The organism is Paenibacillus hodogayensis, from assembly GCF_039536325.1.
Lineage (GTDB): Bacteria > Bacillota > Bacilli > Paenibacillales > NBRC-103111 > Paenibacillus_AB > Paenibacillus_AB hodogayensis.
Map to the genome: position 1 here is coordinate 255,920 of NZ_BAAAYO010000014.1, position 19,778 is coordinate 275,697.

Annotated in this window: 16 protein-coding genes; 5 read left to right on the plus strand and 11 right to left on the minus strand. The window is 56.7% G+C overall.

What is annotated here, in order from left to right; genetic code table 11:
* Positions 1-7: 7 nt before the first annotated feature.
* The 3 genes from ABD796_RS29175 to trhO all read right to left on the minus strand — a co-directional run bounded on the left by ABD796_RS29175 (position 8) and on the right by trhO (position 3,602).
* Positions 8-1,564, minus strand: a complete 1,557-nt coding sequence (locus ABD796_RS29175) for an FAD-dependent oxidoreductase (protein ID WP_344915052.1) — start codon at positions 1,562-1,564, stop codon at positions 8-10.
* A 320-nt stretch (positions 1,565-1,884) separates the two neighbouring features.
* On the minus strand, positions 1,885-2,640 hold the full coding sequence (gene hisA / locus ABD796_RS29180) for a phosphoribosylformimino-5-aminoimidazole carboxamide ribotide isomerase (RefSeq protein ID WP_344915054.1): 756 nt from the start codon (positions 2,638-2,640) through the stop codon (positions 1,885-1,887).
* Positions 2,641-2,711: 71 nt separating this feature from the next.
* Positions 2,712-3,602: an oxygen-dependent tRNA uridine(34) hydroxylase TrhO gene (gene trhO, locus ABD796_RS29185; protein WP_344915056.1), complete on the minus strand. Its 891-nt coding sequence runs from the start codon at positions 3,600-3,602 to the stop codon at positions 2,712-2,714.
* Positions 3,603-3,853: 251 nt separating this feature from the next.
* On the opposite strand from trhO, the gene ABD796_RS29190 reads away from it, so the two are divergent.
* Together ABD796_RS29190 and ABD796_RS29195 are read left to right on the plus strand one after the other, a co-directional pair.
* Positions 3,854-4,753 carry a hypothetical protein gene (locus ABD796_RS29190; RefSeq protein WP_344915058.1) on the plus strand — a complete coding sequence of 300 codons (900 nt, stop codon included), beginning with the start codon at positions 3,854-3,856 and terminating at the stop codon, positions 4,751-4,753.
* Positions 4,754-4,821: 68 nt separating this feature from the next.
* Positions 4,822-5,535, plus strand: a complete 714-nt coding sequence (locus ABD796_RS29195) for a spermidine synthase (protein ID WP_344915060.1) — start codon at positions 4,822-4,824, stop codon at positions 5,533-5,535.
* Between the two features lie 214 nt (positions 5,536-5,749).
* Here the strand turns inward: ABD796_RS29195 and ABD796_RS29200 are convergent, their stop codons facing one another.
* Positions 5,750-9,121: an RCC1 domain-containing protein gene (locus ABD796_RS29200; protein ID WP_344915062.1), complete on the minus strand. Its 3,372-nt coding sequence runs from the start codon at positions 9,119-9,121 to the stop codon at positions 5,750-5,752.
* Positions 9,122-9,238: 117 nt separating this feature from the next.
* Positions 9,239-9,757: a hypothetical protein gene (locus ABD796_RS29205; RefSeq protein ID WP_344915064.1), complete on the minus strand. Its 519-nt coding sequence runs from the start codon at positions 9,755-9,757 to the stop codon at positions 9,239-9,241.
* Positions 9,758-10,388: 631 nt separating this feature from the next.
* On the opposite strand from ABD796_RS29205, the gene ABD796_RS29210 reads away from it, so the two are divergent.
* Positions 10,389-11,162, plus strand: coding sequence for a MerR family transcriptional regulator (locus ABD796_RS29210; RefSeq protein WP_344915066.1), 774 nt, complete (start codon positions 10,389-10,391; stop codon positions 11,160-11,162).
* Between the two features lie 8 nt (positions 11,163-11,170).
* Here the strand turns inward: ABD796_RS29210 and ABD796_RS29215 are convergent, their stop codons facing one another.
* From ABD796_RS29215 to desA, 4 genes are all read right to left on the minus strand, one after another.
* Positions 11,171-11,602 carry a hypothetical protein gene (locus ABD796_RS29215; protein WP_344915068.1) on the minus strand — a complete coding sequence of 144 codons (432 nt, stop codon included), beginning with the start codon at positions 11,600-11,602 and terminating at the stop codon, positions 11,171-11,173.
* Between the two features lie 209 nt (positions 11,603-11,811).
* Complete coding sequence (locus ABD796_RS29220) at positions 11,812-13,008, minus strand: ATP-binding protein (RefSeq protein ID WP_344915071.1); 1,197 nt, start codon at positions 13,006-13,008, stop codon at positions 11,812-11,814.
* 219 nt (positions 13,009-13,227) lie between these two features.
* Complete coding sequence (locus ABD796_RS29225; protein ID WP_344915073.1) at positions 13,228-13,863, minus strand: phosphatase PAP2 family protein; 636 nt, start codon at positions 13,861-13,863, stop codon at positions 13,228-13,230.
* Positions 13,864-13,958: 95 nt separating this feature from the next.
* Positions 13,959-14,996: a Delta(5) desaturase DesA gene (desA, locus tag ABD796_RS29230; RefSeq protein WP_344915387.1), complete on the minus strand. Its 1,038-nt coding sequence runs from the start codon at positions 14,994-14,996 to the stop codon at positions 13,959-13,961.
* 323 nt (positions 14,997-15,319) lie between these two features.
* On the opposite strand from desA, the gene ABD796_RS29235 reads away from it, so the two are divergent.
* Complete coding sequence (locus ABD796_RS29235; protein WP_344915075.1) at positions 15,320-15,817, plus strand: DinB family protein; 498 nt, start codon at positions 15,320-15,322, stop codon at positions 15,815-15,817.
* A 262-nt stretch (positions 15,818-16,079) separates the two neighbouring features.
* On the plus strand, positions 16,080-16,517 hold the full coding sequence (locus ABD796_RS29240; RefSeq protein WP_344915077.1) for an NUDIX hydrolase: 438 nt from the start codon (positions 16,080-16,082) through the stop codon (positions 16,515-16,517).
* Positions 16,518-16,668: 151 nt separating this feature from the next.
* On the opposite strand, the gene ABD796_RS29245 is transcribed toward ABD796_RS29240, so the two are convergent.
* Together ABD796_RS29245 and ABD796_RS29250 are read right to left on the minus strand one after the other, a co-directional pair.
* Positions 16,669-18,213 carry a hypothetical protein gene (locus ABD796_RS29245; RefSeq protein WP_344915079.1) on the minus strand — a complete coding sequence of 515 codons (1,545 nt, stop codon included), beginning with the start codon at positions 18,211-18,213 and terminating at the stop codon, positions 16,669-16,671.
* A gap of 155 nt (positions 18,214-18,368) precedes the next feature.
* Positions 18,369-19,622, minus strand: a complete 1,254-nt coding sequence (locus tag ABD796_RS29250; protein ID WP_344915081.1) for an FAD-dependent oxidoreductase — start codon at positions 19,620-19,622, stop codon at positions 18,369-18,371.
* Between the last annotated feature and the right edge of the window lie 156 nt (positions 19,623-19,778).

The following is a 19,778-nucleotide window of genomic DNA, read 5'->3' on the forward strand; positions in this document are numbered from 1 at the left end:
ATATCGATTACAGATCCAGCGATTGACCGTCCTGCAGCAAACGTTCTCTCAGCTCGGAGTACTCGACGTCCTGAACGGCGCGTCCTCCGGCGGCAAGGGCCAAGCCGGCAATCGTAGCGGCAGACTGGCCAAGCACCATGAATACCGGCTCCATCCGGATCGAGCCGTAAGCAATATGAGAGGCGGACAGACATACCGGCACGACCAGGTTCGTGCACTCCTCGCCTTTGGGCAGAATCGCCCGATGCGAGATCGGATAAGGGCCGAGCACCGGTATTTCCACGTCGCCTTCGTTCACGCAGCGACCGTCGAGCACCAGACGACGGCAGTTGTGCGAATCCATCCCGTAGGAAGCGAGACCGATCGAATCCTCGGCCTTCACATAGCGCAAGCAATGGTTCTGGTTCATGACGACTTCTCCGACCATCCGCCGGCCTTCCCGCACATACAAGTAATGCGGCCAGTTCGCCGTCTGTTGGAACTCGTCCGCCGGCAACCCCCAGCGGCCGACTTCCTCGCGTACCGCTTGCGGCACCCGCTCGTCGTTGGACAGGAAGTACAGCATGCCGAGATTATGGTGAACATGCTCTTGGAAGACTCTCTCCCTTGTAGCATAATCGCCGTCCGGCCATTCGTGGTTCATGCCGATATGGTCCGTGCTGACTCCGCCGAAGTTGTTCAGGTCGGTTTTCTGATTCGGCATGGGCACATGCAGCCTCAGCGCATCCCATACGCCGGCGCGAAGGTAGCGGGCCAGCAGCTCGAATTTGGACGGATCGTATTGCGGCGGTTCCGGAAACTTCACCCGGTTTTCCGGCGCGTCGGTCAGACAGATGCGGAAATTGTATGCTTGAACCGAACGGTCCCCTTGTCCCTGAATGCCGGGAGCTTCGTCGGATATGCCGTGCAGCAGGCCGCTGTCCGGCTTACCCTCCTTGACGAACGGATCCACCCATGCCTTGAACGTATGGTGCGGGGAACCGAACTGGATGCCGTTCCACGTCTCGTTGTAGACGGTGTTCGATTCGCGGCCGACATGGTACGAAACCCCGGCGCGCGCCAGCAGGTCCCCTTCGTAGGTCGCGTCGATGAACGCATCGGCGGCGAAGACGTTGCCGTTTTCCATCGTGATGCTGATGATTTTGCCGTCCTTTTTCTCTACCTTGGCCAGATGCTGTTCGAAGTACACCGGCACGCCGGCTTTCTCCAGCCATTCGGTGTATACCCGCTTCGCTACATGAGGCTCCAGGTACCAAGCGGTCCCGTCGCCGTCTTCGCTGCCGTACTGCTTGCCAATCTCTTGGTAAAACTCGCGGGCAATGCCCCCGACCGACGTCTTGTAGCCGAAGTCGGTTCTGCCCAGACCGCTGGCCGTCAAGCCTCCCAGGTGCAGGCCGAATTCGGCGATGACCACGCTGAGTCCCATCCGGGTCGCCTGAACCGCTGCAGAAATGCCGGCGGATGTGCCGCCGTATATACAAAGATCGGCTTTCACCCGTTCCGGATTTTCGCTTACGGCCTGTTTCTTGTAATAGCGCAATTTGCTGAAATCGGTGATCGTCATCACGGTATCCTCCTGCCGTCTTGCTTGCTTATTCTCGCTTGCAACATCAGCTTACCGGAAACCGCTCCCGGTTGAACATACACAATCTTAGTGCGTCTTTATACATTCTTTCATGCTCGTCCGGAGTAGAATTAGAAGTTCCGATTCGATTTGGAAACGCTATCCCTTGCTCTGTAGCGGGCTTCACTCATCCGGGAGCTTCAGCGGCGCAATCTCCTGCCTCCCTTTTTTTAACTGCGTACATTATATGGACGGCACAAAAAGAAGGCAACCCTTCGATCCTTAGCGGAATCGTTGGATTGCCTTCTACGCTTGTACGCCTATCCCCGCCAGTCGACGACATCTCGGTAAGCGATCGTGCCGCCGAAAATATCGAGCGCGCTGCCGATCGTCAAATCGATCCGGCCCCGGCCGAGGTCGCGGACCAGCTGCAAATCGGAAAACTGCGACACCCCGCCCGCATACGTCGTCGGGATCGTCACCCACTCGCCGAGCATACCCACCAGATTCGTTTCGATTCCGCGGCACAGCCCTTCGACATCGACGGCATGGATCAGAAACTCGTCGCAAAAACCGGACAAATGATCCAAGTTGTCCTTCGTCACCTCGAAGGAGGTGAACTTCTGCCAACGATCGGTCACGACATAATAGGCGTCATCCCGTTTCCGGCAGCTCAAGTCAAGCACAAGCTTCTCTCTGCCGACCTCCGACACAAGCCGGGACAGACGTTCGAAGTCGATCTGACCGTTCTGGAATACGTAGGACGTGACGATGACGTGGCTGGCGCCCGCTTCCAAATAGTGCGCGGCATTGTCCGCAGTGACTCCGCCGCCGAGCTGCAGTCCGCCCGGATAAGCGCGCAGGGCGGACAAAGCCGCTTCCTCGTTCCCCGGGCCGAGCTTGATGACATGGCCTCCAGTCAGCCCGTCCTCCGCATACATCCGCGCATAATCGGCTGACGAACGGTCCGATTCGAAATTCGTCACCAGCTCCTGCCGGCTCCCATCTTGCAGGCTTCCGCCGACGATCTGCTTCACTTTGCCGTCGTGAAGATCGATACAAGGTCTAAACTTCATCTTCCCATTCCCTCTCCCTAGCTTATTCGCCGACCTTCCAGCGGTGTACTCAGCCGGAGTCAAGCTCCCCGTCAGCCGAGCGGAAGCGTATCGTGCTCCTCGCAGGCAGTCGAGCAATATCCTTGATGCTCGTCTTCGCAGTCGACGCACACGAGATGCTGCAAATGGCAGGAATCGTCCGCACAGTTGATATAGCGGTCTGTCGGTCCGCCGCAATGATGGCACCGCCCGACGATCACATGATCGTCCGTCTGGTTGATCCGCACCGAGATGCGCTCGTCGAACACGTAGCAATTGCCGTCGAATCCCGCGCCCCGCACCTCCGGGTCTTGGCCGTACGTCACGATGCCGCCGTCCAGTTGATGCACGTCCTCAAAGCCTTCGTTCCGCATGACGGCGGTCAGCATCTCGCAGCGGATGCCTCCGGTACAGTACGTAATGATCGTAGCGTCCTTGCGATCCGCCAGGTTGTTGCGTATCCAGTCCGGAAATTCGCGAAACGCTTCCACATCGGGCCGGATCGCATTGCGGAAATGACCGAGATCGTATTCGTAGCCGCTTCTTCCGTCGAGTACGATCACGTTCTCTTTATTTAAATAGTCGTAAAATTGCTTCGGGTTCAGCCGTCCGCCTCCCTCCGTAACCGGATCGAGCTTCCGGTCGTAGCGGAGCGTCACCAGTTCCTGCTTGTAGCGGACGAACAGCTTCTTGAAAGCATGCTTGTCGCTGCTTTCCGTTTTGAAGACGATATCGGCGAATAGCGGATGGCTGCGCAAGGCGGCCGCGTACTCGTCTGTCTGCTCCACCGTGCCCGAAAGCGTGCCGTTAATGCCTTCGTCGGCGATCAGAATCCGCCCTTTGACGCCAAGCCGGCGGCAAAAGTCGAGATGCTCCGCAGCGAAAGCTTCGGCTTCGGGGACGGGGACATATTTATAAAACAGCAAAATGCGGTAATCGTTCATCGTCAATCCTTACCTTTCTGTCGGAAATCGAAAAAGAATAGCGGAAGGGAAAGGTTATCCTTTCGCTCCCGCCAACCAAATGGTTACAACAAAGTACTTCATGGGTATGTCCATTGTATCGCGACTTCTAAAACATTGTCAACATTTTAGTTTGAAATGTGGAAAACGCAACTTTCGCGAAAGAAACCCCAAAACAAGTGAATAATGATAAAATAGGAATCGAACATTTAAACCGGAAAGGCGGAGAAGCTATGGCTTACACCTTTTATATCGAGCCCGCGAGCTATTACGCCTTCGAGGACGAGGCCGCCCAGCTCAAGCAATGCAAGGAATGGGGGCTGCTCTCCGAGAAAGCGGCAAAAACCAAAACGTTCTTCTATAAAGGAAACGGCATGAACGCCACCTGCACCATTGTCGGCTTCGCCGATAAAATAACGGCGGTCATCGAATTCGAGGACGGCCGGCGGCATTGCATCCATCCGGCGTATTTGAAAGAAATGCAAGCGGCCAACTACGGTCAAAAATCGGCCGCAGCGGCAGAGGACTCCGCGGAAGCGGCGGACGGAGCGGACGGGCTTTCCGCGACAGGCAGCACGGAAGCTTCCGAAAACTCCGACACCGATATCGGCGCCGCACCAGAGAACGACGTGTCGGCCGGGGAACCGACAGCGGACGGGCATGACGAAGCCGTACAGGCGGAGCCGGAATCCGAATCCGAGCCCGACGCGGGGACGGTATGGGAAGATGCGGAGCCGAGCTCGGTGACCAAGTCCGATGCTGCATCCGACGACGCAGCGGCTCCTGCAGAGCAGCCAGCCAAGACCAAAGGAAAGAAGGAAAAAGCGCCTAAGCTGCAGCTTCCCGAGGAAAAGGTGAAAATGACCGCGATCGTCCAGGAGTTCACCACGGTGCCGAACAACTTTTCGGACAATGACGATGAAGTGATTATTTATGAAGCCGTGTCGATACTCGATCCGGCCGTCGAACTGGGCACCGCCTGGTCCAGCAACAGCGCGACGCTCAAAAAGCTGGAGCTGGGCATCGGGGATACGATCGTCTTCGAAGCGAAGGTCGTCGCCAAGAAGCTGACGAAGCATCCCGTGCCTTACAAAATCAACAACCCGAGCAAAATCCAGAAGGGACAAGCCTGACCGGCCGGACGCGGGCAATAGCGCCGCAGCTCGTCTATCAAGTACGCGGCGATTATGGCGAGATCGCCGTGTACGACACCGAAGAGCTCTACGGAGAGAAGGGCAAATTCCGCACCTTGCAGTTTTCCGACGAAGCCGTGCAAGGCGCGATCGATTTGAACAATCCCGGCCGTATTCTGTTCGAGTACGTCCGGGGAATCGTCCATTTGATGGAATTCAACAGCCCGTTTTTCGAAGACGCTTTTGTTATCGGGCACGGGATCGGCACGGTAGCCCGACATTTTGCCGAGCGGCGGGTGAAAGCGGCGGAGCTGGACGCCAAGGTCGTCTCTATTAGCAGAGACTATTTCGGCTACGCCGGTGATCGTGTCGTCGTCGGTGACGGACGGCGCATTCTCGAAGAGGAGGCTGACCGCGCATACGACTACATCGTTTTGGATGCCTTCACCGAGAAAGGAACCCCGTCTCATTTCACGTCGAGGGAATTTTTCAGCCTGGCCCTGAGCAAGCTGGATCCGCGCGGAGCGGTCATCATGAACCTGTTCGGAAAAAGCGGACATCACGAGCGGATTCAGGCCATTCATGCGACGCTTGGCGAGCAATTCGCCTATACGAAATCGTTTACCATCCCTTCGCGCGGCCGTACGGACGTCCTGAATGTGATCATGGTCGGCAGAAACCGGCCGATCGGGTATCAAGCCCGCCATATGGCGGGCTTTGCCGAATTCGATCCCGGCCCGGGACGCATTATTGTGGATGGAGACGACTGGCCGCGTTCTTGAGCGAGATTGCGGATAAAAGGAGCGTGTGCGGACATGCAGCTTGTCACGGCGGAGGAAATGCGCCTTATCGACCAAGCGGCAATCGGACAGCTGTAAGCAGGCTAAAAAGCTCGGCCCGATCCGCTATGGGTTTTTTCAGCGGCCGGGCCTTGTTTTATGCGTACCGTCCGTTAAGCAAAGTAAGTCCGGCACCGCTAGGCGCCGGACTTATCCATCATGATTTGGCTTTCAGCTCTGCCAACCTCAGCAGCACTACGACTGCTTCAGCGCGCGTCGTGAAGCGAAGCGGCTGTAAGTCTCCTTGATCGTCTCCTACAAGCAGGCCGAAGTCCAATGCGGCGCGGAAAGCGTCCAGCGCCCAATCCGGGATGCGGCCGCCATCGGCGAATGCGCTTATCGGGGCAGTTGACGACGACGGAACGGACAAGCCGAGATAAGAGAGCGACCGCATCAGCATAACAGTTATTTCCGAACGGGAGACCGGGATGTTCGGACGGAACGTGCCGTCCTCGTAGCCGGATACGATTCCGGCCTGCATCGCCTGACCGATCGCCTCCTGCGCCCATTCGGGCCATACCTCGCTCCCAACCGGCTGCCGGTTGCCGGGCTCCCGCGCAAGCCCGAGAAGCCCCTTTAGCATCATCACAAATTCCGCTCGCGTCACACGCTCATCCGGCCGGAACGTGCCGTCCGGATAACCGGACACGATTCCCGCCCGGGCTGCCCGGACAATGTCGCCGTAAGCCCAATGTCCGACCGTGTCACTGAATTCGGACGATCCGGATCTGTCGGGAGGCGTCGCAGGATTCGTCTCCGGCGAAGGTTCCATTTCAGGCAAACCGGTTCCCTGGTTGCCTCCGCCGTTTACGCCGCCGTTATCGGGTTGAGCGACTGGGCCGGAATTCGTTCCAGGGTCGGGGTTCGTTCCTGGATCGGGATTCGTTCCTGGATCGGGATTCGTTCCTGGATCAGGATTCGTACCCGGGCCAGGGTTCGTTCCTGGATCAGGATTTGTTCCTGGGCCGGGATTCGTTCCTGGATCAGGATTCGTTCCTGGGCCGGGATTCGTTCCTGGATCAGGATTTGTTCCTGGGCCGGGATTCGTTCCCGGATCGGGATTCGTTCCTGGGCCGGGATTTGTTCCCGGATCAGGACCGCCTCCAGGGGAATCCGCAGGCTTCACGCTCAAGGCTGCCGCGGCACGGAAAGCGCCGTATACAACGTTCAATACCGTTACGCCCGGGGCTGTCCCAGTCACCGTTCCGACTGCGTTCGCCTGCGCAAGCCCGCTGTCCTGCACCGTATACCCGCTTGCCACCGTTACGTCGGCCTTGCTCCCGTCGTTATACAAAGCTTTGACGGTCGTTTGTACCGTTTTACCGACCTGTACTTCATAGTTGTCGGGCTCAAAGGCAATGCCGGAAAGCACCTTCGTAAAGACAACGGTTGCCGGAGCGGCAGCCACAGTCCCGTTCCGTTTGGCCGTTACCGTAGCGGTTCCCGGCACACTGGACACGATACGGGTACGGTATTGTCCGTACGTCGTCTCCGTAACGCCGCCTATCAGTTGGCCCACATCCGTTTCAAAGTCCGCCGGACCGCCGCTTTGCGTCAGCAGATTGCCGCTTTCGTCCATCAGTTGGAGCACGATGTCCGCCGCGCTCGTTCCGTCAGCCGGTACGCTGGCCGGCACCGCCGTCATGACCGAACGGGTGCTGCTCGGGTCCCCCGCGACGAAGGTCACCGTCGCCGACAAGAGCGGCTCACCATATACCGAGACGTTCACCGTGGACATTCCTGTTGCCGCAGAGGTCAACCGGGCCCGATAATAATCGGCTCCGGGAACGGGTTCCGCTTCGATCTGTCCCAAGGTGGCCGATACGGCCATATCGCCGGCGGGCACATGCAGGAGATGATTCCAGACGTCGCGCACGTAGATACTGAACGTCACCGTATCCATCCCCGCTCTCGCCGCGCTTGCGCTCGGTTCGATGGAGGAAAACGCCAAGGCAGGCGCGCCGTAGGTTGTCTGCACTTGCAGCTTGGCCGGGACGTCCAGTCCGTTCACCTTCGCTTTCACTTCCGCTTCGCCCAATCGATCGGGCGTAAACAAGGCGGTAAATTGTCCGTCGCCGGCGTAAGAAACCGCCCCAAGCGTTCCCGCGCTCGCGGACATCACAACTCGGTCGGAGCCGAACTTGGCCGGTCTTCCCCAGTAATCCGCCAACTGCAATGTGACCGGGACCGATTCGCCGGCCCGGACGGGAATGGCCGGATCGTTCGTCCAGAACGTTTTCCCGAGTACCGTGAACGTGTTCTGAAACAGTTTGTTCATCGCCGCTTCCGTCCGGTTGCCTCCCAACTGCTTATTGCTGTTATCGCCTACTCCCCATACGGTTCCGTCGTTCTTCAGCATAAACGTATGCTGTCCGCCGGCCGCCGCTGTGGAAACCCCCTCCGCCGGGGAGCCATCCTCCGTATTGGTCATCTGCAAAGGGAAAGGCGAATTGGCCAATCCGAAGTCTTGAGCCAACTGTCCGCTTCCGTTGCTCCCCCACGCCCAGATCGTGCCGTCCTCGAGAAGGGCCAGCGAATGCGCTCCTCCCGCTTTGACCGTGCGGACACCGCCTAGCAGGCTGTCAGGTTGGAGCATAACGCGCTGAGCGCTGGTCGCAAGGGTATAATTGCCCGTACCGATCTGCCCTTCGTTATTCGTTCCCCACGCCATCACCGTACCGTCCGTCTTGACCGCAAGGGCGTGGAAGCTCCCCGCAGCGATGTGCCGGACGCCGGTCAGCGGAGCACCCGCGTCCTTCACATGCACCGGATAAGGCCGGGGGGCGTTCGTATTCACTCCGTCACCGGTCTGCCGATTGCCATTATACCCCCAAGCCAGCACTTGCCCATCCTTGGTCAGCGCCAGCGAGTAAAGCAAGCCGGCCGCTACCTCCTGGATGTCGGTCAACGTCTCGGCCGCCGACTTGCGGACCTGGACGGGGACGGCGATTCTCGTACCGGTCGTGCCGATGCCCGCACCGCCGGCCAGATTATCTCCCCAAGCCCATACTTGCCCATTTTTATCCAACGCCAAAGAATGCGTCTCTCCAGCCGCGATCTGAATAATGTCCGTGAGCCCGGTTACAGGCTCGGCGACCAGTCCGAAAGGATCGGTTTCCCCGGGTGTCGGCCGCCCCAATTCATGGCTCAGATTGCTTCCCCACGACCAAACCGTCCCGTCCCGCTTCAAAGCGAGCGAAAATTGCGCACCCGCAGACAGCGCTATGACGTTGGACAAATTTTTCAGGCCGTTGTTTTGTTCGTAGACGGGCATCGCTACCGAAAAAGAGCTTCCCCGGGTTCCATTGCCAAGCTGACCGGTCAAGTTATATCCCCAAGCCCGCACCGTCCCGTCGTCAAGCAGCGCCAGCATATGATTTCCGCCCGACGGCGTGGCAATGGACACCACTTTCAACGAAAAGGGCTCGAACGGCTCGGCCCGAACGCCCGGCAGCGCCCCGGTGAGCTGTCCCGCAAACAAGACGAAGGCGAGCAGCCAACCGGTCTTTTTACAATGTTTTGAAAACAAAGCTTTACCTCCGTTCTAAGCTGACATGGCGATCCCTCCTTATTGTAAAGTGACTTCGTTTCGTCGTAACCTAACTAAAGTTAACAGTCGGCGATTTTATGCCCGACTTCCTCTATTTTACCGCCGCCGGCCTGAGCGGTACCGCACGAGCGCAGCTGCTGCGCCCCCGGCCAGAATGACGACTGCGATAAGCCATAAGCCCGAAACAGCCTTTCCCGTTCCTCGGGCTTCCGCCGGTACCGCTTCGATCCCCGTTCCGAGCTGGGCGATCTGTTCCGGACGCAGCTCCGACCAAAGCCTGGAATTGCCGCAAATATTCGCTACCCATTGACCTTCGCTCCCGCTGGCAAACACGATATAATCTTGCCCGTCTTTAAGCGACTTCCACATGTCGCTGACCTGAATGCCTTCGCCGATCTGTTCCTTGCTGCCTTTCCAAATCGTTTTGACTTCAAACTCTGCTTTCCGGTTTGCCGTATTCGTGCGCAGAACCTCCCCCCTGAACACGAGGGCACTGGCGTCATACTCCTCTTTCAAAGACTTCGGCGGAACACAGGAAAGGGCGTGAGCGGTACCTGGCTCCCCAACTTGAATCAACACGAGCAGAACGATAATGGCCAAAACGATTTTGTTCACCTTTCTCGTTCTCCCTCCTTTGCCTATCCAAACGTACGTATGGATATAGAATGTTTCGCGACTTTCCAAAAAAAAGCATGTCGATTAGAGGCTCAAACCCGAAATCAGTGCTTGACGAATGATGATGTTGACTGGATCGCGCAGGGAGAGAAGGTCGTTGGAAGGAAGGCCGCTTTGTACGATATTTCATACAGGAAACGGTCTTTTCCAGGCAATGACGAGTGTTTTATATGAAATACCGTACAAATTTTCGATTTTTGAATGCTGCGTCTTGCTTTTTGTACGATTTTTCGCACAATAGGCATTAATAGGAGTCGTTCTGGTGACAACTTGTGTGACAAATCGTACAAATCTCTTCTTGTTTCATAAGACGTCAGGGACGAAGAGAGTCTCTTTGGACCTTCCCATCACGTCTATCACTGATTTTGAGGCAGAGCCCGATTAGAACCATGAGTTTCCCCGTAAAAGCGGCTGGACACGTCGACGCTTTAGACCGGCAACTCCTGGTGATCAAATCTCCATGGGCCGCCGCGATCCGACCTGCCTTTCAAATTCGGGCTTGCACCTCCCGTTACGTGAGGTGATATGCTGCCTTTGAAAGATCGACTACAAGTCCAAGGAGGAATGCTTGATGAAGGATGCCCGCCAATACTCGATCGGAGATTTTGCCGAAAAAACCGGTACCTCAATTCGTACGCTTCATTATTACGACGAAATCGGTCTGCTGAAGCCGCACAGACAGCCCGGCTCCGGGCACCGTCTGTATACCGATCGGGACGTGCTGACTTTGCAGCGGATCATCGGCTTCAAATTTCTCGGTTACTCGCTCGAGCAGATCCGGGAGATGACGGACGAAGCGGACGTTGAAGGAAGTTTAAAGCAGACGCTGAGGGTTCAGCAAAAAGCTTTGGAGGAGAAGCGAGAGCAGCTCGACGCGGCGATAGGCGCGATTCGGCGCACAAGTGCGCTGCTGGAGGAAAGCGGCACGGTCGATGGTTCGATTCTGTTCTCCTTGGTGAAAAGCATGCAAACGGAGAAGGAGCAGCGGCTTTGGATCGAACGGAACGTGTCCGCAGAAGCCATCGCCCCTCTTTTTGACAAACCCGATGAGGAACATTTGGCTCTGGACAAGCAATATATCGAATTGTCAGAAGCGGTCAAGAGGCTGGCCGGCCGTGCCGTGGATGACCCGGAGGTTCAGGAACTGTTAGAACGATACTTGCAGGCCAGTCTGAACGTAACCGGACCGGAGACGCTGAAACACTTCGGCCGTCTCGAACAGGCCGAGCTCGAAGAATGGAACGATCTCGTCGCCTCCCCTTTCACGGAGGAAGAAGAGGCTTGGTTTAATAGCGCGATGGAGCACTATATGGTGCGGTGCGGCATGCTCGGCCCGCCCGTCTAGCCAGTCCGCTAATCGCTCGGGTACACATAGATGACGCGCACTCCCTTTCGCTCCGTCTCCTGCTTGAGATGCCGTTCGGACCCGCCGATCACTTGAATCGTGCGCTCATCCAGCCAGCGAACCTGGAAAGGGCGATCCGATACGTACAGGTTGCCTTTTCCTTTCACCGATCCATCTCCGCTGTCGACGAGCGACAAATGGTAGCTGTAGCCGGCGGTTGCCCCGCAGTTCCGCGAAAACTGCACATAGTCGTATTCCCCTTTGACGGGCTGCTCGGATCTGGAGTCGACCGTATTCTCGCACGCCCCGGCCATCACTTGATTCGCCATGATATAGATCAAAAACAGACCGATCGCAAACACCGCCGTCACCGATCCGGCGGCGATCGCAATACTGCGTTTGGCGATTTTCTGCATATGTTCGCGATCCTGCTGTTCCATCGTTTACTCCCTCCCGGCATTCCTAAAGCTTTATCATGTTAAAAATTCATCCTGTTTATATATAGTCATGTATCGTAAATGAAGTTGCGGCCTATTTCGCGCTAACTTTTGGAAATAAATAGAATTAATTGAAAACTCATCGTTTCGAAGAGAAATAATTGTGTGCAAAAAAAAGAACCGCCGACGAAATTCCGTCGGCAGCCTTTTGTTTAAGGCGCTACATGCAGCCGTATCCACAGCTGCGGATACGCAGCCGAAAGCTCGCTGATCCGCGTCTCCAGCGCCGATCGGTCAAAGCGGCCGGCGAACAGCTCCGGATCGGGTTGGAACGTAACGCTCGTGCCGGTATCGTCCGTTTCGCCGATCGTCAGCAAGCCGGACTGCGGAATGCCGTGACGATAATCCTGCCGGAATATGCCGCCGTCCCGGCGAATCTCCACGCCAAGCTTGCGGGACAACGCATTGACGACACCGATGCTGATGCTCTTCTCCCCGCCCGGGGCATAGAAACGGCGGGCATCGTCGCCAAATCGGGCAAGCTCGGTCAGCACCGACTGCACAGCCGGCTTGCCCGTAGCCGGCAGCAGCCGAACGGGGATGCCCCGGCCGTTGTCCGTAACCGTAGCGCTGTTGTCGTCATGCACATAAATCCGTACTTCGCTGCAATGACCGGCTTGATGCTCCAGCACGGAATTGTCGACGACCGCCCACAGCAGCTGATGAATGTCGTACCCGCCCTGTAAGGCCTGGCCGAGATAAGCATGCGCTTCATTTCGCGCCTCGGCCATATCGATATAATCGCTCGTATCGCTCAAATCCGATACGGCTGCCAACAGCAGCAGCAGCGGAAGCCTGCGGTGCGGCGGAATCGTGTAGCGCCCTCCCCGTTCCTCCTGCGCCAGCAGGTCCGCGCCGGACAGTGCCTTCAAGTGATGATACAACTGGCCCGTCGTTCCCATGTGGAGCTTATCGACCAGCTCGGTACCGGTCAACGGCTCCTTCCATACGGCCAGAATCAGGTCGAGGCGCTGCTTATGCCCGAGGGCGGCAAGCACCTTAGCTGCCTTGTCGCCGGGGACGCCGATCAGCTCTTCGGCTTTCCGCTCCTGCGGCTCGCACCGGACGAGCTGGCGGCCGCTACGGTATTGGCCGGAGTAATAGATCGTGCCGTACTCCGACGCCTCCGCCTCCGATGCCGCTTCGGCGATTGGCGCCGTGAAATCCACCGAGTCGTACGACTCCTCGAGCCGTTCGGCTGCGGTCGAGTCGGTCGGCGCTCCCTCTACTTCCAAACCGTTTTGGACAATCGCTTGCGGCCGCTCCCCAAACGCCTTCCGAATCAACCGTTCCAATCCGGCAACCTGATCTTTCAAAGCGTCGAGCTCTGCACCGTAATCCCTATTCATCGGCTTACACTCCTTTTATATATTATTAATTTACGTAATTACGTTATTACATAATAAATTATACTCGATAAAAGACCGGATGGGAACCGAAATTCAAAAAAAGCGCACAAAAAAAACCGGCCCGGAGCTTTCGCCTCAGAAAGCTTCCGGATCGGTTTTTGCGTCTTCGCTACCTCAAGTCACTGCTGCCGACGTCTAGCGCAGACATTTCCCGTCTGCTTAGGCGGATACGGACGCCGGCGCCTTTTTCCGCAGCGGGAACAGCACTCTCATCGCCATAGCCATCATCTCCACAACGACGATCGCCCCCACAATATCCAGCACGACGTGCTGCTTGACGAATACCGTCGACACGATAATGGCCCAGGCGACTATGCCGATTACGGCATGAGCTTTGCGCGATAACGTAATATATTGGACCGTGCTTTTCCAAATCAGGTACGTCGTCAGTACATGAATGCTAGGAAAGCAATTGTACGGCTGATCGGTGTTGTAAACGAGATTGACCAGCATATGCAGCGGTACATCGTCGGTTACGACCGGCCGGCTCACTACCGTCTGGAAGAAATAATAGGTAATGTAGCACACGACGAGCCCGACGCAGAGCATAACCAGCGTGCGGTAATACACCTGCGCATCTTTGCGGAACAGCAAGACGAACATCCCGATCATGAATGGGTACCACACCAGGTAGGGAATAATGAAATAAGACACGAAGGGCGTATGGACATCCATAATCGTCATCAGACTGCGCACGTTGGGGCCTTCGCGATTCAACAGCCCGTAACATACGTTTAGCACCGGGATGCACAATAGCCAGAGTAGAGGCATATAGCCGGCTACTTTCGCTCTCATTAGGTTTCCCCCCGTTTTGTTATCATCTTCTGTTACTATAACGAAAAACGGCTCAAAAGGGTAACAGCTTTTTGGTGGAAACTCGTTTTTTCTTGCTATACGGTAGGCTTAGCCTTCCTGACGCGCTTCGGAGAAGCTTGACGCGGGCGCTGAATATCTTTGAAAGTAACGAATTTGCCGCTTTTCTCATTCCAAATCCGGAACCGCAGCGACTCCAGACTCGTACGCAAGGTGATCGTCTTCACATCCTGCAGCTGCGGATTTTCGCTGTGCACCTTCTCCAAGTAATAATTCGGTACGCGCGGACTCAGATGGTGAATATGGTGAAAGCCGATATTCCCGGTAATCCAATGCAGCAGGCGCGGCAGTTTGTAGAAGGAGCTCCCCTGCAGGGCCGCCTTCACGTAATCCCATTCCTCATCCTCTTCGAAATAAGACTCCTCGAACTGATGCTGGACGTAGAAAAGCCAAATACCCGCTGCCCCCGAAACGAAAAAGATCGTTCCTTGTATAAGCAAAACGTACTGCCAGCCGATCGCCCAGCAAAGCAAAGCGATACCGCCGACAATCGCCAAGTTTGTAACATACGTATTTATACGCTCCGGCCATGCCGCCCGTTTACGGTTAAACCGGTAATCGATCAGAAATATATAAATCGGGCCGATCGTAAACATGATGAAGGGATTGCGGTACAGTCTGTACACCAATCGCTTCCAAGGGGAAGCCGATATATATTCATCGACCGTCAGCGTCCAAATATCGCCTGTGCCCCGCTTGTCCAAATTACCGCTAGTCGCATGATGGACAGAATGACTATGCCGCCATTGGTGATACGGGCAAAAGGTCAAAATGCCGGTTATCGTCCCGACGATCTCGTTGGCCGTCCGGTTGCGAAAAAACGATTTGTGGCAGCAATCATGAAAAATAATAAAAATACGGACAAGAAAGCCTCCGGCCACGATCGCCAATGCAAGGGTAAGCCAATAGGAGAGCGATAAACTCAAATAGGCAAAATACCAGAGCAGAAAAAAGGGTACGACGGTATTGAGAATTTGCCGTACGCTGTTTTGAATACGAGGTCTTTCGTATGGAGCAATGTTTTTTCTCCAGTTGCTGGTCTGCTCATGAGGTATTTGGATTGAAATCTTCCTCTCTCGGGATCGTTGGGTGCGATATGGTGACGCATGGACACCCTGCATAATACGCAAAAAAAAGAAGAAAGTTTCCGAAAAAATAAGAAAACATATGGAAAATCGTCTGAAATATCGATTTTTCATACATTTTCGGTCTATTCGCCTTGAAACGAGTCTCTTCCTTTACCCCCTTCAGGAACCATATCTAATAAATTCTTCGTTTTTGTAAAGAATAAGATAATCTTGCTGGAGGCCGTTGCCACCGCCATACATTTGTACTATCGTTAAATCGAATACATATAAGGTAAAGGAGACAACTCCCGATGTATACGACTATTTCAAGCTTCATTGACGATTATCGGCAAGAATCCACCAGTACCCAAAAGCTGCTCGACCTATTGACGGACGACTCGCTTCGGCTGGAAGTCGCTCCCGGCTACCGGAAGCTGGGCGATCTTGCTTGGCACCTGGTGACGGCCGGCGGCATTCTGGAGCCGACCGGACTCGAATTCGACGCGCCGAACAGCCGCAGCGAAAGCCCGCCGACGGCTGCCGCCATAGCGGAAACGTACCGCATTTCGGTCGAGTCGCTGCTTCAAGCCGTGAAGGCTCAATGGACGGACGAAACGCTCCGGCAAACGATCGACGTATTCGGGCAGCAATGGCAGGTCGGCAAGACGATGGCCATGTTCGTCAAGCATGAAATTCACCACCGCGGTCAATTGACGGTGCTTATGCGGCAGGCCGGACTTCCCGTTACCGGGGTGTACGGTCCGAGCAAGGAAGAATGGGCCGCGATGGGCGTCCCTTCCCCCACCTGAATCGACTGCTTGGCCCAACAAGCGAGGCGCGCCTCTCCCTGACGGAGAAGGCGCGCCTTCTGTTAGCCGGAAATCGTTTATAAAAGGCGCTGCCGCTTGGCAGCAGTGTATAAAAATGCACACGCAACAATTTTATTTCAACATAAAAGTAGAGAGAAAGGCAGGTTGTCCGCGTCAAGCGGGTCATTTCGCGGGTATTTAGGAGGAAATGGACCCAACGCGCAGAATATCAAGGGGTTACCGACTAAAGGGGGAGCTTTACATGAGACGAGTCGACGTCGCATCCGCATTGATCACGAATGACAAAGGCCAACTGCTGCTGGTCCGGAATGTAAAAGGCCACTCTAGCTACTGGGGTCTTCCCGGAGGTGCGGTGGAAAAAGGAGAAACGCTGGAACAGGCAGCCGTTCGCGAGGTGAAGGAAGAAACGGGGTACGATATCGCCATTACGGGCTTGAGCTCCCTTCGGGAAATGTTTTTCCGCGATGCCGGCAATCATGCGTTCATCGTAACGTTTTTCGCCAAAATCGTAGGCGGCGAGATGGACGCCCGCAACGACCCCGACCGCGATATCGCCGAAGTGCGGTGGGCCGACCTGCCGACGGCGAAGCGATTGATGCCGTCCTTTATTCATAAGCTGCAGATTCGCTCCACTACCGACAAAACCCCCGCTTTTTACGCCTTCGAAGGGACGATTTAGTCCGAGTCAAATCTGCACTCAGGTTCGCTTCTGCCTTGTACGAGCCGCGCGGCGGCGGACGGGACAAGTCGCCCGTCCGGGTATGGCTGTCCGCATGGCCGCGTTCGGGTCCGTTGCCGCTTGTCCCCAGCCTGCTCCCGATTCGATGCGCTCACATCCGTCCGTACATATAGCGCAGCTTCGACAGCATGCGGACGAACGGGTCGCGCCCGACCGACACGCGCAAAGCGGCTTCCGTGCCGTCCGCATCGCTGACCACGTTCATCCGGAACGTATCGAAGCCGAAGCTGCCTCCGGACACGAAATGCTCCTCGGCCGGCGCGGACACAACGAAGCTGTCGATCCACGACTGGTACTGCGCGACGGAACGATACCCGGGGAATTGAATGTAAAAAAGCGGACCGATCCACTCGCGCCCGTCCAGCTTGTAATCGGGCGAAGGGTCCACCGAGCGGAAATAGACGGAGACCTTCTCTTCCCGCACCGCGTGCCCCAAAAAAGCGTCCATCCAGCAAGCGTTGCGGTTCAACCGGGATAACCGGGCAATAACGCGCTGCAAATCCGGAGCAGGCAGCTGCCGGACCGCGACCGGGTCGGCCCCGGCATCGAGCAGCGCCAACAGCGTCACCCACTGCTCCCGCCGCTCTGCCGCTTCCAACGCTCGGCCCGTCGCTACCAGAAAGCCCGCGTTCGCCAAATCAAAGCCGTACTGCATATGCTTGATCCCACTCTCGACGCTGACCAGCACCACATGGGATGGCAAACGGTCCGCATATTTCGCGAACAGCGGGTTCGCCACGCTCGTCAGCGTCCGGTCGACGATGACATACAGCGGCTGCTCTTGTCTGTGCCGGGACAACCCCTCGAACAGTCTTGCCAGATCGACAGCTGGCCGGACCGGCCAGCATACGCCCGGATCGACGAGCAGACCGCCGACCGGGGCATTGGCCTCCACTTTGGCGTACAAACCCGCCACGTCCAGCTCCAAAGGGTCATTCAGCAGCGTGTTGGTCAGCTCGATCCCTTCGCCGTAAAAGCCTTCTTGAATATAAAAAGGCAGCGCTTCGCGAGTCGTGCTTTTATAAGCGACCAGCGCAAGCTCCAGCGCCTTCATGCCCGAGGTCGTCAGGAAACGCACGCTCCGCTCGCGCGTCTGCCCGGACATCGGATAAAAAGCGTCCAAGGAAGCCTCCTCGTACGCCTTCACCGCTTCGCTGCCGTAGCCGCGCTCATACGTGCCCTGCTCCTCCTGGACAAACCCGACCTCTTCGGCGAAATCCGTGTCGGGGCCGCCCCATGTTTTGCAAGGAGACTGCCAGTCGCTTCCCGCTACGATGGCGCCGAGCTGCTTATACAGCAGGCGGATCTCGTACTTGAGAGTCAGATAAGCGTCCCAATCGCACGTCTCCGGCCTGCCTTCATAGCCCTGCGCGCGTTCCTCCAGGCCATACGCCTGACGAGCAAAAGCCGCCTCCAGTTCCCGCTCGAACCGGTGGTCCGGAAACGCATCCCGGTACAAAGCCAATCTGTCCCGTATACCCCGCAGCAGCCAGCGAAGCTCGGCGACGTCCCCGCTCCGGTCCCGCAGCTCCGTCTCCTCCATCCAGGCCGACACCCCGATGTCGGAGCCATTCTGCAAAAAGCCGGTCCAATCCCAATCGTTCGGCGCGACCGTTAAAGCCGCATCTTTGTTCATCCCGTTCAACACCCCATTCGAAACATAGTCGGCTTCCTACATTTTACCCGGAATCCGGCTGCGTCAAGCAGGGAGGGGAGCATGGGCATGCAACCAAATCGGCTCTCCTGGCTGCGCGAGTCGCAACCGGAGAGCCGATTTACTAGGAAGCGTTTCTATTTGATAAACCGGACGCCCTGATCCACCAATCGGTCCTGGAGCTCGCCGATCGGAACGTTCCGGCATGCGAGCCCGCCGTCGATCGCCAGCGAGGCGGCAATGCCGGCCGCTTGGCCCAACGCATAGCATGTCGGCTGGACGCGCATCGAGGACATCGCGACGTGGGTCGCGGAGATGGCCCGGCCGGCGACGAGCAGGTTGTCGAGACTATCCGGCACCATACAACGGTAAGGGATATCGTAGCCGCTCACCTTGCGCTCATCGGTCGTCTTTTTGCCGTCCGGGCTGTGAATATCGATCTCGTAATTGGTTTGCGCCACTACGTCGTCGAATCGCCGTCCTCCGACGACATCGTGCTCGGTCAGCGTATACAGCGCCTTGATCTGGTTCGTCTCGCGGACTCCTACCTGCCCGGCGACATGGGAGAGCACGTACGTCTCGAAGCCGTTGCGCTGCAAATAGTTGGCGACGGAGAACACCTGCTTGAGCGCCTCCGTCTCGGCGTAGTTGATATCTTCGATGCGGGCGCCGTTGCCCTTGACGCGGGTCATATTGACCAGCAGCGTCCCGTCGGAATTGCGCTCCCAGTAGAGACGCCGTCCTTGCGGCAGTTCGGAGACGTCGTTGTACGTATAGCAGCCTTCCGGCAGCAGCGGGGTAACCGGCTTGCCCGTATTTTGCATCATAAACATCAGCGTCATCGGCTGCGTCAAGCCATCTTCCTCGCGTCCCGATACGTAGGGCACGCCGGCGTCGATCGCCGCCCGGGCATCGCCCGTGCAGTCAATGAACTGGCGTCCCTCGAACGCGCGCAGCCCTTCCCGCGTGGAGGCGACGATTGCGCTCAGACGACTGCCCTCGCGCACGGTCCCGACGAAGTCCGCATGGTAAAATACTTGTACGCCTTCCTTCTTCATCTTCTCATTTAAATAATGCCTCAGCAGAAAGGGCGAATATTGCGGCGCTATCGACGTGTCGTGGCCTTCGGGCAAATATTGGGCCAGCGTCTCGGCGATGATCTCCCGGTAAATTCCCGTGACGTTGCCGATCGGCATAAAGATGCTGACATTCCCCAGCGTGCCCATGCCGCCAAGCTGGCCGGACTTCTCCAGCAAAATGACCTGCTTCCCGCTGCGCGCCGCGCCGATCGCGGCTGCCGTTCCCGCCGGTCCTCCTCCGATGACGACCACATCCGCCGAGGCGTGGGTCGGCACCTCCTTGCGATATTCATAAATCCGCTTCTCGCTCATTTCTGATCTGTCCCTTCTCCGTCTGGAATAAGGCCAGTATAGACGAAAAAACGGCGCGCTTTTAGTTTCATTTTTGTTGTACATATCGCGGGTGGAGGCACGTTCGACATAAACCGCGCTTTTCCCCGATCTAAGAAAAAACGCCCTTTCCTGCCG

Bases quoted from the DNA above. Each gene is read 5' to 3' on its own strand.
- ABD796_RS29175 (WP_344915052.1), bottom strand. From the start codon at position 1,564: ATGACGATCACCGATTTCAGCAAATTGCGCTATTACAAGAAACAGGCC.
- hisA (WP_344915054.1), bottom strand. From the start codon at position 2,640: ATGAAGTTTAGACCTTGTATCGATCTTCACGACGGCAAAGTGAAGCAG.
- trhO (WP_344915056.1), bottom strand. From the start codon at position 3,602: ATGAACGATTACCGCATTTTGCTGTTTTATAAATATGTCCCCGTCCCC.
- ABD796_RS29190 (WP_344915058.1), top strand. From the start codon at position 3,854: ATGGCTTACACCTTTTATATCGAGCCCGCGAGCTATTACGCCTTCGAG.
- ABD796_RS29210 (WP_344915066.1), top strand. From the start codon at position 10,389: ATGAAGGATGCCCGCCAATACTCGATCGGAGATTTTGCCGAAAAAACC.
- ABD796_RS29215 (WP_344915068.1), bottom strand. From the start codon at position 11,602: ATGGAACAGCAGGATCGCGAACATATGCAGAAAATCGCCAAACGCAGT.
- ABD796_RS29220 (WP_344915071.1), bottom strand. From the start codon at position 13,008: ATGAATAGGGATTACGGTGCAGAGCTCGACGCTTTGAAAGATCAGGTT.
- ABD796_RS29225 (WP_344915073.1), bottom strand. From the start codon at position 13,863: ATGAGAGCGAAAGTAGCCGGCTATATGCCTCTACTCTGGCTATTGTGC.
- ABD796_RS29235 (WP_344915075.1), top strand. From the start codon at position 15,320: ATGTATACGACTATTTCAAGCTTCATTGACGATTATCGGCAAGAATCC.
- ABD796_RS29240 (WP_344915077.1), top strand. From the start codon at position 16,080: ATGAGACGAGTCGACGTCGCATCCGCATTGATCACGAATGACAAAGGC.
- ABD796_RS29245 (WP_344915079.1), bottom strand. From the start codon at position 18,213: ATGAACAAAGATGCGGCTTTAACGGTCGCGCCGAACGATTGGGATTGG.
- ABD796_RS29250 (WP_344915081.1), bottom strand. From the start codon at position 19,622: ATGAGCGAGAAGCGGATTTATGAATATCGCAAGGAGGTGCCGACCCAC.